Consider the following 12494-nt stretch of genomic DNA (forward strand, 5'->3'; position numbering starts at 1 on the left):
CGGGTCATCCACGTGAGGAGCTCCCAGCGGCGCCCTCACCCCTCGGCCCGCGCCAGCAGATCGGCGGCGTGGGCACCGTCGATGGACTGGCGGATCACGTCCGCATGGCCGGCGTGGCGGGCGGTCTCCTCGATCAGGTGGAGCAGCACCCAGCGGGCCGACCAGTGCGCCGCCTGCTCGTTGGCGCAGCCGACGCCCAGGTCGGGCAGATCGATGATGATCTTCTCGGTCTCCTCGGCGGCCTGCTGATAGGCCGCCAGCAGGCCGCCGGTGGTCTCCCCCTCGGCGCGGCGCAGGTCGGCTCCGGAGTCCTCGATCGGCCACAGCCCCGGCAGTGGGCGGCCGGCCAGGGCCGCGACCACCCAGCGGCGCTCGGTGACCGTGGTGTGTTTGAGCAGGCCGCCGAGCGACAGCTCACTGACGGTGGGCACCGACCAGACCTGATCCTCCGTCAGTCCCAGCACCGAATACCGCAGGGCGGACCGCTGCTGGGCGAGGAAGGCGAGCAGGGCGGTGCTCTCATCGGCGACGGGCGGAACGAAGCGGGGCATCGGAACCTCCTGCGAAGCGGCTCCTCTCACCATCGCACGCCCCACTGACAACCCGGCGCGACCGCCACGCGCACCGTCCGCCTACAGTGAAGGCCATGAGCGGAATGATCATCTTCCTGAACGGCACCTCCAGCTCCGGCAAGTCGAGCATCGCGCAGGAGCTGCTGCCGATCCTCGACGAGACGTACTTCCACCTGCCGGTCGACCGCTTCCACGCGATGCGGGCCAAGCGCGAGTACGCCGACGAGGCCGAGCTGCGCGCCGATCTGCTGCGGACCTGGTCGGGCTTCCACCGGGCGGTCGCCGGGATGGCGGCCGGCGGCAACAACGTCGTGGTGGATCACCTGTTCAGCGAGCGGTGGCGGCTCGACGACTGCCTGGCGCTGTTCCCGCCCAAGGACGTCGTGCTGGTCGGCGTGCACTGCCCGCTGCCGGAGCTGGAACGGCGCGAGCTGGCCCGTGGCGACCGCCGACCGGGAATGGCCGCCCGGCAGTTCGCCCAGGTGCACGCCCACGGCGTCTACGACATCGAGGTCGACACCAGCCTGGCCTCGCCGCTGGAGTGCGCCGAGCAGATCAAGAAGTTCCTACCCGCGCGGCCGACACCGACCGCGTTCGAACAGCTGCGGGCGGCCGCGGCGGCCGTCTGACCGCACCACTTCCCACCGCGTCAGGACGAGACCCCGACTGCGTGCCGGACGGTCGCCGGATCGTCCAGGCAGGTCAGCAGCGCGTCGGCGACGTCCGCGCGGCCGATGCTCCGGCCGTTCGGGACGTTGCCCTCGACGACCTGCCGGTAGCTGCCGGTGTGCGGCCGGTCGAGCAGCCGGGGCGGCCGGATCACCGTCCACTCGATGCCGCTCTCGGCGAGCACCCGCTCCATCACCGCCAGGTCCGCGTACACGTCGCTGAGCACGGTGCGCAGCACCGAGTACCCGGCCCGCAGCAACAGGCCCTCGCCCGGCGGGGTCGGGCCGAGCGGCGCGGCGCTGACCACGGCGAGCCGCCGCACCTCCAGCCGGTCCATCACCTCGACGATGGCCCGCAGCGCCGGGCCGGCCACCGGCGCCGCCTTGGCCTGCTTGCGGCTGCGCGGCCCAAGCGCGGAGACCACGGCGGACCGGCCCGCCAGCACCGGGGTCAGCGCCGCCGGGTCGGTCAGGTCGGCCACGGTCGCGACGGTGAGCCCCGGCCGATCCGGCACCGGCAGCCGGGCGGGGTCGCGCACCACGGCCGTGACCTCGTGCCCCGCGCCGAGCGCCTGCCGGACCACCTCGCGGCCCACCCCGCCGGTCGCGCCGAAAACGGTGAGCTTCATGACCGTCTCCCGATTCTCGTCAGATCTGGTGGGTGAGTATTCACTCACCCCTCTTCCGCTAGAGTGAGTGAATGCTCACCTCCAAGTCAAGCGACCGGCCGAACCCGCCCACCCGGCAGCGCCTGCTGGACGCCGCCGAGCGACTGATGCGGACCGTCGGGCTGGCCGCCGCCACCACCAAGGCCATCGCCCGCGAGGCCGGCTGCTCGGAGGGCGCGCTCTACAAGCACTTCGCCAACAAGGAGGAGCTCTTCGTCTGCGTGCTGGTCGAGCGCTCGCCGAACGCCGCCCCGCTGATGGCCGAGCTGGCCGCCGACCCCGGCTCGCGCAGCGTCGAGGAGCACCTGACGGCGATCGCCCGGCACGCCGCGCTCTTCTACGCCGAGGCCATGCCGGTCGCCGCCTCGCTCTTCGCCGACCCGCCGCTGCTCAGCCGCCACCGGGACGGGCTGCACGAGATCGGGCGCGGGCCGCACCTGGTGCTCGACGCGCTCACCGGCTACCTGGAGCGGGAGCTGGCGCAGGGGCGGCTGCGGCCCGACGCCGACCCCTACGCGGCGGCTGCGCTGCTGCTCGGCGCCTGCTTCCAGCGGGCGTTCTTCCTGCACTTCTCGGGCGAGTCGATGGTGCGCCCGATCGAGGAGTTCGCGCCCGCCGTGGCCGGGACCACCTGGGCCGCGCTGCGCTGAGCCGGCCTGGCGGCGCACTGTCCCAGCCTGCCGCCGAGTCGCCCGGCCCGCGACCGCAACGCCGGCCGCCGGACGGCGAGTTTGCGCCATTACCCGCCGCCACCACGGGAGCGCGCACGGTACTCGCCCGACGGCACGCACGTCGACCCGCACATGCCCGTGGCCTAGGCAGACCGCCGCCCGCCCGGACGCCGGACCGGACGCGGCGTGCCGGGCGGACCGCTACGGCCGGCGCGGAATCGGACAGGTGGGTCGCACCGGCACCGAACTCACCCTCTGGTCCACGCGCCTGACCCTGCGTTAGCGTTCCCTCCGGTCGACGCCGCGACCCAGGGCCCCGGTGGCCACGTCGCGGGTACGACCGGGGGGTTTGCCGGGACGCGGGGGGAAATCGCGGCCAGGCGGGGGCCACCCGACGGGGGATCCACCAGAACATCCGCGCACGGGCCGACCCGTGCCCGCGGCGCGCTTCTGTCCGAGGTACTCCGCGGCTGCGGAGTGCCCCTCGACGTGGAGGAACCAATGGGCTTCAGCAAACGATGGGCCGCCGCGCTGGCCGCCGGCTCGCTGCTGGCACTGGGCGCGGCACCCGTCGCCGCCCACGCGGCCGGCACGACGCCCGCCTACCGCACCGACCTGCGGGTCCTGGTGATCGACGACGGCGGCCCCTCGGTCGCCTCGATCACCGCGGAACTGACCAGCGAGGGCGTCCCGTTCACCGACCTCCTGGTCGGCAACGCCAACCGGCCCACCATCAACGCGGCCTTCCTCACCGCGACCCTGCCGGACGGCTCCACCGAGGCCCAGTACCAGGCCGTGGTGCTCTCCAGCGCCGGCGCGCTGGGCGCCGGCACCGCCGAGTCGGCCGCGCTGCTCTCCTACGAACAGGCCTACAACGTCCGGCAGGTGGACGCCGACACCTACTCGCAGCCGTCGGTCGGCCTCAACTGGCCGCAGAACCCCGGCTACCTCGGCTCGCTGGACGGGATGGCCGCCGCCACCACCGCCGCGGGCGCGGCCGGTGCCTTCGACTACCTCAAGGGCCCGGTGCCGTTCGAGCAGCTCAACCCGAGCGTGGTGGAGAGCTACGGCTTCCTCTCCACCCCGCTGGCCACCCAGGCGGCCGGGGCCAGTTTCACCCCGCTGGTGGACGTGCCGATCCCGAACAGCACCGCGCGCGGCAGCCTGCTCGGCGACTACCACCACGACGGCATCGACGAGTTGGTCATCACCTTCGCCTACAACCAGTACCAGCAGCAGTGGCGGCTGCTGGCCCGTGGCGTGGTGGACTGGATGACCCAGGGCGTCCACCTCGGCTTCGACCGCGACTACCTCGCGGTCCAGGTCCAGAACGTGCTGAACACCGACAGCCGGTGGAGCACCACCCTCAAGTGCACGGCTGGCGACGCCGGTTGCAAGGTGGCGGCGGGCAGCCCCGACAGCGTGCCGATCCGGTTGACCGCGGCCGACGTGGACGCCGCCAAGGCCTGGGAGGCGGCCAACGGCATCACCCTGGACCTGGCCGTCGACGGCGCGGGCAGCGACGCCGCGGCCGCCGCCGCGACCACCCCGACCGCGCCCGGCACCGACCCGACCGTGGCTGAACTGGCCGCCAACGCCGCGTCCTTCCGCTTCGCGAACGCCACCTACGGCCACCCGTTCCTCGGCTGCGTGCAGAACACCACGGTGGTGCCGTGGACCTGCGCCACCGACGGCACCGGCGCGATCCAGTGGACCAGCCAGGCGGCGATCACCTCGGCCGTCCAGTCCAACCTCACCTGGGCCCAGGCCAAGGGCCTGCCGGTCGACCCGAGCGAGCTGGTCACCGCGCAGAACTCGGGCCTGGCGCTGGCTCCGCAGCAGACAGCCGACAACCCCTCGCTGGCTCCCGCGCTGACCGCGCTCGGGGTGACCGCGCTGGCCTCCAACGGCTCGGCGGAGTCCGCCTCGCGCCAGGTCGGCTCGGCGACCACGGTGCCCGGACACCCGAGCGACGTCTTCCACAACGCCGCGACCGCGGCCGAGGAGACCGACGAGTACAACTGGCTCTACACCTCCACCGCCCAGGGCGGCAGCGGCGCCTGCAGCACCTCAACCACCTCGACCTGCCTGGCGGCGCCGCTGGACACCACCACCGGCTTCGCGAGCAGCATCGTGCCGACCGAGGCCCGGATCGCGCTGGCGCGGGTCCTGGGCAACGACCCCACCCCCGAGGTGCTCTACCAGGGCAACTTCGCCGAGGACCGGATCGCCTACCCGGTGCTCAACCAGATCCTCAGCAGCTACCAGGGCTTCTTCAACACCAACACGCCGGTGGTCAACCTGCGGCTGAAGGACATCGCGACCCAGGAGCAGCACCAGGCGGCCTGGAACGCCGCGCTCGCGGCCGGCACCGTGACGGCCTACCAGAGCAGCGGCACCGTGACCGTCACGGCCCCGGCCGGGGTGCAGGTCCCGGTGACCGCGCCGAGCGGCACCGTCCAGGTCCAGCCGACCGGCACCGCGAGCACGACGGCCGGCGCGGCCTACGCCGGCGAGCTCTCCGGCTGGCTCGCCCCGGCCGCCGGGCAGAGCGCCGTCACCGTGCAGTTGCCCGCCGCCCCGGCGCAGCCGCCGGCCGGCCAGGCCGTGCGGACGGCGGCGGCCGCCCCGGTGACGGTGGCCGGCCCCAAGGCGCCGGCCACCGTGCGCGTCCCGCTGCCCTTCGGCCCGGGCGACACCACCAGGATCCGGGCGGACCGAGGCTGACGGTCCATCAGCTCCCCCCTGAACGCCCTGCCGGTTCTCCCGGCAGGGCGTTCAGGCGTCCGGTGCGGCCGACGCAGAGCCGACGCAGAGCCGACGGCTACGATATGACCGACCGTCAGCACTGAACACGAGGAGTGACCTCATGAACGTCGGATTCATCGGCCTGGGCGCCATGGGGCGCGAGATGGCCGCACAGCTCGTCAAGGCGGGCCACCAGGTGCGGGCCTGGAACCGCTCCCCCGAGCCGGTGGCGGCGCTGGTCGCGCAGGGCGCCGAGGCGGCGGCCACACCGGCTGCGGCGCTGGCCGGCGAGGTGCTGGTCTCGATGCTCGCCGACGACGCGGCAGTGGAATCGCTGCTGCTCGACGAGGCGCTACTGGCCTCGGCCACCATCACGGTGCACGTCAACATGGCGACCGTGTCACCGGAGTTGGCCCGCCGGGCGGCCGAGCTGCACCAGCGGCACGGGATCGGTTATGTGGCAGCCCCGGTACTGGGCCGCACCGACGTGGCGGCGGCCGGCAACCTCAACATCCTGGCGGCCGGCGAGGCGGCGCTGCTCGACCGGGTGGCACCGCTCTTCACGGCGATGGGCCGGCAGACCTACCGGCTGGGCGAGCGCCCCGAGCTGGCCAACGTGGCGAAGATCAGCGCCAACTTCCTGCTGGTCTCGGCGGTCGAGGCGCTCTCCGAGGCGACCGCGCTGGCCGAGGCCAACGGGCTGGCCGCCACCGATCTGCTGGAGGTGCTCACCGGCACCGTCTTCCCCGGCCCGGTCTACACCGGCTACGGCGCCATGATCGCCGCCCGCCGCTACGACCCGGCGTTCCGCCTCTCCCTCGGCCTCAAGGACGTCGGCCTCGCGCTGAACGCGGGCGCCGCGGCGCACGTCCCACTACCGATCGCGAGCGTGCTGCGCGACGCCCTGCTGGAGAGCGTCGCGCACGGCGACGGCGAGCGGGACCTGGCGGCGCTGGGCGAGACGGCCCGGCGGCGCGCGGGGCTGGCGTGACGCGCCCCAACCCCGGTCAGGGCGGCGCCGACCGGCTGTGATCAACTGACGGTCGGTTACATTCCTTCGCAGATCGGCAGCCGACCATGCGCGCACGCAAGCTGATATCCACCCTCTCCGTCACCGGCCTCGCGATGCTGGGCGGCGTCGCGGCGGCCCCGGCCGCCCACGCCGGCTCCTACGGCTGCGCGGGCAACCTCGTGTGGTCCGGCATGGTGACCGACGTCAACGGCGGCACCGCCGGCTGGGACTACGGCTACTGGGACGGCACCACCAACTGCGCCGTCTTCGTCAAGTCGGAGTACGCGGGCACCAGGACGCTCACCGAGATCTCGATCACGACCTCGGCCGGCGTCCACGGTGGCTACGACGGCCAGCCCTACACCACCTACGCCGGCCCGGTGACGGTCAACGGAGTCGGCGTGTGCGTCCGGGAGCAGGTCACCGAGTTCGACCCCAACAACCACCAGATCGTCAACTGGAACTCCGGCCTGCACTCCGGCCCGGGCTGCTGATCCGTCAGATCCGTCAGACGCTCCGGCCGGCCCTTGGCGCCGCAGCGGTGGCGCCACGGGCCGTCCCGGTCCGTCGGCAGGCCGACGCGTGAGCATGGATCACCACATCGATATTCACGTTACGTGAGAATCTGGTCGCGCAGTGTAGTGTCCTGCGCGACGTGTCGATGACCATGGAAGTGGACCGCTCGCGATGACCCCTGACGCAACGCTCGCCCCATCGGCATGCCCGGATTCGGCCGAGCGAGCCGCCCAGCTGTTCGACACCCTCGGCCTGACCTATGAACAGGCCTACGGCCACCTGCCCGAGCAACTCGCCGCGATCGACTGGCTCGCCGCCCGCCTGCCGGCCCGGGCGCGCGTGCTGGACATCGGCTCGGGCACCGGCCGCCCCACCGCCGACCTGCTCGCCCGCGCCGGCCACCGGGTGACCGGCATCGACGTCTCCACGACCATGGTCGACCTCGCCCGCTCCCAGGTGCCCGGCGCCCGCTTCGAGCCGGGCGACGTGCGCACCGTGGCGTATGCGAGCGGGAGTTGGGATGCGGTCTGTGCGTTCTTCCCGCTTCTGCAGATGCCCCGCAGCGACCTCGACCGCACGCTGGAGCGGATCGCCGACTGGCTGGTCCCCGGCGGCCACTTCATCTTCGCCACCGTCCCGTTCGACGCGGAGAACCTGCCGGTCGAGTGGTTGGGCCACCACGTCACCGCCACCAGCTATCCCGCCAAGGTCTACCTGGAACGCCTGCGGGACATCGGACTTGAGATCCTGCATGACCAACTGAGCTTCTTTCAACCCGACTTCCCCGCCATGGGCGTGGAGCAGCACCTGTTCGCCTACGCCCGCAGGCCTGGCCACCCGGCCTCCCCGGTCAGGCCGGGTGGTCCTGGTCGGCGATGATCCGGGCGTGAACGGCGCGCATCGCGTCGAGCGTGGCGTCGAGCGTCGCATCCAGCTCGTCCGGCGTGGTGCCACTGCGGTTCGCCACCTGCTGGTCGAGCTGCCGCCCGAGGGCGCGGAGCTCGGTCAGTGCGGCCCTGCGGTCGAACGGGCTTCGGGGGGTGGGGTTGCTCATCGTTCGTCGTTCCTTCGGATCTCGGAGCGCGCCCGCACCTTGACGCGCACGCGATGGACGTACCGCCCGGCCCGCTCGAAGCCGTCCACGCAGAACGGCAGCGCCATCAGGCCGCTGTCCGTGGCGATTTGAGGTCCGGGCGCCACCAGCGTCTGCCGGTCACAGCAGACGCACCACCCGAACCGCCACTGCCGCCGGGGCGGCAGGGGGACGGGAGCGGTGACAGCCTGCTGGGGCGTCACCGGGGCTCCCCGGTGACGCGGGCGGGGGTGCGGGCTGGCTGCAACGCCGGTTCCGTGGTGAGCGGTTGGATCTCACTGGCCGGGGTCTCCCACTCGCAGCCGCCGCGCTCGGGGCGCAGGTGGACGGTGGGGTGCTTGCCGTAGCCGGGGCCCATGTAGATGCCGTTGAGACCGTGCTTCAGGTCGCGGACCAGCTCCCCGACTTGAGGGGTGTAGAGCACCGGTGGGGGCGTTCTGCGGGTCGTCATGCCGACTCCGTTCTGTAGTCGTTCCGCTACAAGCATCGGCATCCGGGGCTACTATGGGAAGCAGTTCAATTCGCCACTTGACACAGGTTCAATTGGAGTTGACCTTGAACCGTCGTACACTTGATCCATCGTCATCTCCGCTGGCAGCCCTGGGTGTGCAGCTTCGCCGATCACGCGAGGCGCGGGGGCTGACACAGGTTGGATTGGGAGCACTGATCAAGTACTCGGGGGCGTACATCTCGAGTGTCGAACGCGCCAAGCGACCACCAAGCTTCAAGTTCATCTGCAAAGCAGATGCGGCTCTGAAGACCGGCGGCACGCTTGAGCTGATGTGGCGGCAACTTGAACACAGTGCGCTGATCGAAGGGTTCCCGGAGTACACGGGCAAGGAAGCCGAGGCGACGACTATTCGGGTGGTCGAGTTTCGAGTGATTCCTGGCCTGCTGCAGACGCTGGAGTACGCACAGGCCTGGGAGTCCGGGAATGTTCGGCGTGGCAGCGCCACCCAGGCCCAAGCCGACGAGCGCGTGAAGGTCCTTCGAATTCGCCAACGTTGCCTGGAGCGGAGCCCGGCGCCGATCATTCACGCGGTCCTGGACGAAGGATGCTTGCGTCGTCCGATCGGCGGTCGAGCAGCCATGACGCGGCAGCTCAAGCACCTGGAAGAGCTGGCCCAACGGCCAAACGTGATCCTTCAGGTTGCTCCGTACAGCTTGGCTGAAGACCACCCGTTCGCCCACGCGGTCGTGCTGCTTACGATGCCCACCCGCACATTGCTTGGGTACACCGAGACCATGAAGCGCGGCTATCTGGAGCGGGACGCCGAAACAGTGACGACCTGGGCCAAGGACTACGATCGGCTCCAGGTTGAAGCGCTCTCGCGAGCTGCGTCCCTGGCAGCGATCCGTAAGGCACGGAAGGAACTTGAAAGCCATGCATGATGACCTGAGCAACGCTCACTGGCGCAAGAGCACCCATAGCAATGGGAGCGGCGGCTGTGTGGAAGTCGCCGACGGCTTCCCCGACATAGTCCCCGTTCGCGACTCAAAGGACCCCAGCGGCCCCGCCCTCATCTTCACCGCCCACGCCTGGCAAGCCTTCGCCCACAGCACCGCCACCGGCGAGTTCGGCGCCATCTGACTACAGAAGGAGCTGGAACACCATGCAGGTTGACCTGGCCAGCGCCCCCTGGCGCAAGAGCACCTACAGCAACGGACAAGGCGGCTGCGTCGAAGTGGCCGACGGCTACCCCGACATGGTCCCCGTCCGCGACTCCAAAGACCCCAACGGCCCCGCCCTCATCTTCACCGCCCACGCCTGGCAAGCCTTCGCCCACAGCACCGCCACCGGCGAGTTCGGCACCATCGTCTGACCCCGCAGGGGCGGCCCGCGCCGCTCGGCGGATGCTGTTGCCTGATCCGGAACCTGCTCTGCCCCGTCGATCGCTGGATCGGCGGGGCGAAGCGCTGTGAACCGGGCCGCCGCTCATACAACGGCGAACCATGCCTGATGCGGCATCAGCTCGCTGGCGGGCAGCGCGGCTGGGGCCGCGACCGCGTGAGCCCGGACGTCGGACAGCAGGGGCTGGCAACCAACCGCTACGAGCTGGGGAGCTCAGCCCCGGACCGTCCGGTGCGTCCCGTCAGGTGCCAGCCGTAGGCCACCAGCATCAGGCCCGCGTAGGCACCGATCTCGATCTGGAGCAGCGGAGTCGGGTGGTAGGCGAGGACGTTGCAGAACCAGGGCAGCGTGGCCAGGAATGCGCCGGCGACGAGGGCGGGGTTCGACCGGGAGCGGGCGAGGGAGGCGATGATCACCACGGCCATCACGATGACGGGCCACGGCGAGCGATCGGACGGGACGAGTCCCGGAACTCCCAGGCTCCAGGCCACCGGTGGCAGCACGATCGCGGCTGCGGTGCCCAGCATGGCCCACCGGTTGCGGGGCGAGAGCGGCTGCAGGTCGAGCGGTGCGCACAGCAGCAGCACGACGACCAGCGCGAGGAACGGGATCCGCGCGGGCGCGACGTGCTGATGGGTGTCGATCAGAAGCAGCTGATCGCCCACCCGGATCCGCGCGGGCGCGACGTGCCGCCCCAGGGCAACCGCCGACGCCAGGAGCAGCGCCGTGCTGCTGAGCAGGGCCAACGGCCTTGCCCAGGCCCAGCGTCCGGCGACGGCACCGAGCAGAGCGAGCGCCAGCAGCGCATTGAGCACGATGCCGAGGGGCCCCAGCAGCTCGGACTCGGGGGTGTGGATGCTCGGGACGAGGCTGATCACCGCCGATGCGGCGGCGCCGACGAGCACGTACGGTGCGGCGGCGCCAAGTGCCTTGCCCGCCACGGTGGCGGACGAGATCCCCAGCCGGACCCGGGCCGCGTGGCCGAACAGGTCGAGGCTCTCCCGTGCGCGGGCCACCGGCCCGGCGGCCGCTTCCCGGGCCTCCCAGTGGAGGGCCGCGATCTCCTCGCCGTGCTGCTGCCGGTACGCGGCGGGGTAGAGGCGCAGCAGACGGCTGGGGGCCGGCGGCACCGGTTCGGTGCGGCCGGTTGCCGCTTCGCCCGTCTGGTCCGGGGAAGCGGCGGGGTGCTGTGGGTTCACGCGAAGGATTCCTTCCAACGGGACGTGAAGGGGCTGGCAAGGCGACGTTCGGCTTCCGCGGCGGTGGAGCGCAGGCGCTCGGCCTCGGTGGCGAGCACCACCCGCCCTTGCCCGGTCAGGCAGTAGCTGCGGCGGAGCCTGCCCGCCACGGTCTCCTCGCTGTGCACCTCGATGAGGTCTTCCAGGACGAGGCGTTCCAGGGCGCTGTACAGGGTGCCGGTGCGTAGCCGTACCCGCCCCTGAGAGATGGTCAGGACTTCCTGGACGATCGCGTATCCGTGTCGCGGCTGATCGGCCAGGACCGTGAGCATGAGCAGGGTCGGTTCCTGCAGTGCGCGCTGCGTCATGATCCGAAGCATAGGTAGATCATCGGCCCATGCACAACCCCCACGGAACCGGTTGCCCTGCCCGGACGTTCGCTCGACAGGCCTTTGAGGGAGGAGAACCCCCTTGTCGAGTTTGAGCTTCCCGCCGATACGGGCGCTGGGACGCGGAGCAAGCTGGTACCGCGGGGACTGCCATGTCCACTCCGTCCACTCGGACGGCGAACTCACTCCCGAAGAGTTGGCACTGCGGGCGCGGGACGCCGGGCTCGACTTCATCGCGACGACAGAGCACAACTCTGCCGCGGCACCCGATACATGGGCCCGGCTGGCTGCCGATGACTTCTTGATCATGCTGGGAGAGGAAGTGACCACGAGGACCGGGCACTGGCTCGCGCTCGGCACCACCCCCGGTCAGGTCGTCGACTGGAACCACGAGGTCAGGAACGGACTGATCGATCGGTGCCTGGATCAGGTCCATCAGGTGGGAGGCCTGTGCGTGGCCGCGCATCCCCACGCGCCCTATCCGTCGGGCGACTTCATGTTCCCTTTCCGAGGCCTGGACGTGGTGGAGGTGTGGAACGGGCTGTGGACTTCGGACCGGCCCTGGAATGCCGACAACGAGGCCGCCCTGGCCGAGTGGGGACGGAGCCTCGCAGCCGATGTCCGGACGGGCTCGTGGCGGCCGGCGATGGGCAACAGCGACACACACCTGGAGGGTCAGATCGGGATCCCGCACACCGTGGTCTTCGCCGAGGAGTTGAGCACTCAGGCGATCCTCGCCGGGATCCGCTCAGGCCGCAGCTGGATCGCCGAGTCGGCGCAGGTGGACGTGTCGTTCACCGCCAGCGTTGGTGGCCGCGTCGCCGGGGTGGGCGAACAGCTCGCAACTCATGGTGGGCGGGTCGAAGTGCAGGCAGCAGTACTCGGCGTGCCGGCGGCGGTCGTCAGCTTCCACACCGACAGAGGGAAGGTCCACCGCGTGCCGCTTCCCGGTGACGGAGCAGGTGCGGTGCAGTGGCACACGACGGCGGAGGACTCGACATTCGTCCGCATCGAGGTCCGCCATCCCGACGGACACGTCGCCGCACTCACCAACCCGATCGTCCTGACCTGACCGATCGCTTCAACACGAGGTGCACAGGCGGCGTGGGCAGATGGGGCTGCAGACC

Annotated in this window: 17 protein-coding genes; 10 read left to right on the forward strand and 7 right to left on the reverse strand. The window is 71.3% G+C overall.

What is annotated here, in order from left to right; translation table 11 throughout:
- Positions 1 to 35: 35 nt before the first annotated feature.
- Complete coding sequence (locus P3T41_RS12970; protein ID WP_280689924.1) at positions 36 to 551, reverse strand: DinB family protein; 516 nt, start codon at positions 549 to 551, stop codon at positions 36 to 38.
- Positions 552 to 646: 95 nt separating this feature from the next.
- Here P3T41_RS12970 and P3T41_RS12975 point away from each other — a divergent pair, with 95 nt between their 5' ends.
- Positions 647 to 1201, forward strand: a complete 555-nt coding sequence (locus P3T41_RS12975; RefSeq protein ID WP_280689925.1) for an AAA family ATPase — start codon at positions 647 to 649, stop codon at positions 1199 to 1201.
- 20 nt (positions 1202 to 1221) lie between these two features.
- On the opposite strand, the gene P3T41_RS12980 is transcribed toward P3T41_RS12975, so the two are convergent.
- On the reverse strand, positions 1222 to 1869 hold the full coding sequence (locus tag P3T41_RS12980) for an SDR family oxidoreductase (RefSeq protein ID WP_280689926.1): 648 nt from the start codon (positions 1867 to 1869) through the stop codon (positions 1222 to 1224).
- A gap of 71 nt (positions 1870 to 1940) precedes the next feature.
- Between P3T41_RS12980 and P3T41_RS12985 the strand changes: the two genes are divergently transcribed.
- The 5 genes from P3T41_RS12985 (at position 1941) to P3T41_RS13005 (ending at position 7734) form a co-directional block, all read left to right on the forward strand.
- The gene (locus P3T41_RS12985) at positions 1941 to 2558 is read left to right on the forward strand and encodes a helix-turn-helix domain-containing protein (protein WP_280689927.1); all 618 of its coding nucleotides are present in this window, start codon (positions 1941 to 1943) and stop codon (positions 2556 to 2558) included.
- A 522-nt stretch (positions 2559 to 3080) separates the two neighbouring features.
- The gene (locus P3T41_RS12990) at positions 3081 to 5306 is read left to right on the forward strand and encodes a hypothetical protein (protein WP_280689928.1); all 2226 of its coding nucleotides are present in this window, start codon (positions 3081 to 3083) and stop codon (positions 5304 to 5306) included.
- Positions 5307 to 5448: 142 nt separating this feature from the next.
- Entirely contained in the window at positions 5449 to 6318 is an 870-nt protein-coding gene (locus P3T41_RS12995) for an NAD(P)-dependent oxidoreductase (protein ID WP_280689929.1), read from the forward strand.
- A gap of 86 nt (positions 6319 to 6404) precedes the next feature.
- The gene (locus P3T41_RS13000; RefSeq protein WP_280689930.1) at positions 6405 to 6833 is read left to right on the forward strand and encodes a hypothetical protein; all 429 of its coding nucleotides are present in this window, start codon (positions 6405 to 6407) and stop codon (positions 6831 to 6833) included.
- Between the two features lie 193 nt (positions 6834 to 7026).
- On the forward strand, positions 7027 to 7734 hold the full coding sequence (locus tag P3T41_RS13005; protein ID WP_280689932.1) for a class I SAM-dependent methyltransferase: 708 nt from the start codon (positions 7027 to 7029) through the stop codon (positions 7732 to 7734).
- On the opposite strand, the gene P3T41_RS13010 is transcribed toward P3T41_RS13005, so the two are convergent.
- Genes P3T41_RS13010 through P3T41_RS13020 form a run of 3 tightly spaced genes read right to left on the reverse strand, consistent with a single transcriptional unit; the run spans position 7706 to position 8399 of the window.
- On the reverse strand, positions 7706 to 7909 hold the full coding sequence (locus P3T41_RS13010) for a hypothetical protein (protein WP_280689933.1): 204 nt from the start codon (positions 7907 to 7909) through the stop codon (positions 7706 to 7708). The genes P3T41_RS13005 and P3T41_RS13010 overlap by 29 nt on opposite strands.
- The gene (locus tag P3T41_RS13015) at positions 7906 to 8151 is read right to left on the reverse strand and encodes a hypothetical protein (protein ID WP_280689934.1); all 246 of its coding nucleotides are present in this window, start codon (positions 8149 to 8151) and stop codon (positions 7906 to 7908) included. Before P3T41_RS13015 ends, P3T41_RS13010 begins: the two co-directional genes overlap by 4 nt.
- Entirely contained in the window at positions 8148 to 8399 is a 252-nt protein-coding gene (locus P3T41_RS13020) for a hypothetical protein (protein ID WP_280689935.1), read from the reverse strand. Before P3T41_RS13020 ends, P3T41_RS13015 begins: the two co-directional genes overlap by 4 nt.
- A 77-nt stretch (positions 8400 to 8476) precedes the next feature.
- On the opposite strand from P3T41_RS13020, the gene P3T41_RS13025 reads away from it, so the two are divergent.
- The 3 genes from P3T41_RS13025 to P3T41_RS13035 are packed head-to-tail and all read left to right on the forward strand — an operon-like array spanning position 8477 to position 9771.
- Positions 8477 to 9340, forward strand: a complete 864-nt coding sequence (locus P3T41_RS13025; RefSeq protein ID WP_280689936.1) for a helix-turn-helix transcriptional regulator — start codon at positions 8477 to 8479, stop codon at positions 9338 to 9340.
- Positions 9333 to 9539 (forward strand): DUF397 domain-containing protein, encoded by a 207-nt coding sequence (locus P3T41_RS13030; protein ID WP_280689937.1) that lies wholly within the window; start codon positions 9333 to 9335, stop codon positions 9537 to 9539. The genes P3T41_RS13025 and P3T41_RS13030 overlap by 8 nt, the downstream gene beginning before the upstream one ends.
- Positions 9540 to 9561: 22 nt before the next feature.
- The gene (locus P3T41_RS13035) at positions 9562 to 9771 is read left to right on the forward strand and encodes a DUF397 domain-containing protein (RefSeq protein ID WP_280689938.1); all 210 of its coding nucleotides are present in this window, start codon (positions 9562 to 9564) and stop codon (positions 9769 to 9771) included.
- A 226-nt stretch (positions 9772 to 9997) separates the two neighbouring features.
- Here the strand turns inward: P3T41_RS13035 and P3T41_RS13040 are convergent, their stop codons facing one another.
- Complete coding sequence (locus P3T41_RS13040; RefSeq protein ID WP_280689940.1) at positions 9998 to 10999, reverse strand: hypothetical protein; 1002 nt, start codon at positions 10997 to 10999, stop codon at positions 9998 to 10000.
- Complete coding sequence (locus tag P3T41_RS13045) at positions 10996 to 11346, reverse strand: PadR family transcriptional regulator (RefSeq protein WP_280689941.1); 351 nt, start codon at positions 11344 to 11346, stop codon at positions 10996 to 10998. Before P3T41_RS13045 ends, P3T41_RS13040 begins: the two co-directional genes overlap by 4 nt.
- Positions 11347 to 11449: 103 nt before the next feature.
- Here P3T41_RS13045 and P3T41_RS13050 point away from each other — a divergent pair, with 103 nt between their 5' ends.
- The gene (locus P3T41_RS13050) at positions 11450 to 12439 is read left to right on the forward strand and encodes a CehA/McbA family metallohydrolase (protein WP_280689942.1); all 990 of its coding nucleotides are present in this window, start codon (positions 11450 to 11452) and stop codon (positions 12437 to 12439) included.
- Positions 12440 to 12494: the final 55 nt, after the last annotated feature.

Origin of the sequence: Kitasatospora sp. GAS204B (assembly GCF_029892155.1) — a bacterium.
Lineage (GTDB): Bacteria > Actinomycetota > Actinomycetes > Streptomycetales > Streptomycetaceae > Kitasatospora.

Bases quoted from the DNA above. Each gene is read 5' to 3' on its own strand.
- P3T41_RS13035 (WP_280689938.1), top strand. From the start codon at position 9,562: ATGCAGGTTGACCTGGCCAGCGCCCCCTGGCGCAAGAGCACCTACAGC.
- P3T41_RS12975 (WP_280689925.1), top strand. From the start codon at position 647: ATGAGCGGAATGATCATCTTCCTGAACGGCACCTCCAGCTCCGGCAAG.
- P3T41_RS13030 (WP_280689937.1), top strand. From the start codon at position 9,333: ATGCATGATGACCTGAGCAACGCTCACTGGCGCAAGAGCACCCATAGC.
- P3T41_RS13000 (WP_280689930.1), top strand. From the start codon at position 6,405: ATGCGCGCACGCAAGCTGATATCCACCCTCTCCGTCACCGGCCTCGCG.
- P3T41_RS13020 (WP_280689935.1), bottom strand. From the start codon at position 8,399: ATGACGACCCGCAGAACGCCCCCACCGGTGCTCTACACCCCTCAAGTC.
- P3T41_RS13010 (WP_280689933.1), bottom strand. From the start codon at position 7,909: ATGAGCAACCCCACCCCCCGAAGCCCGTTCGACCGCAGGGCCGCACTG.
- P3T41_RS12985 (WP_280689927.1), top strand. From the start codon at position 1,941: ATGCTCACCTCCAAGTCAAGCGACCGGCCGAACCCGCCCACCCGGCAG.
- P3T41_RS13045 (WP_280689941.1), bottom strand. From the start codon at position 11,346: ATGACGCAGCGCGCACTGCAGGAACCGACCCTGCTCATGCTCACGGTC.
- P3T41_RS12980 (WP_280689926.1), bottom strand. From the start codon at position 1,869: ATGAAGCTCACCGTTTTCGGCGCGACCGGCGGGGTGGGCCGCGAGGTG.
- P3T41_RS12970 (WP_280689924.1), bottom strand. From the start codon at position 551: ATGCCCCGCTTCGTTCCGCCCGTCGCCGATGAGAGCACCGCCCTGCTC.
- P3T41_RS12990 (WP_280689928.1), top strand. From the start codon at position 3,081: ATGGGCTTCAGCAAACGATGGGCCGCCGCGCTGGCCGCCGGCTCGCTG.
- P3T41_RS12995 (WP_280689929.1), top strand. From the start codon at position 5,449: ATGAACGTCGGATTCATCGGCCTGGGCGCCATGGGGCGCGAGATGGCC.
- P3T41_RS13005 (WP_280689932.1), top strand. From the start codon at position 7,027: ATGACCCCTGACGCAACGCTCGCCCCATCGGCATGCCCGGATTCGGCC.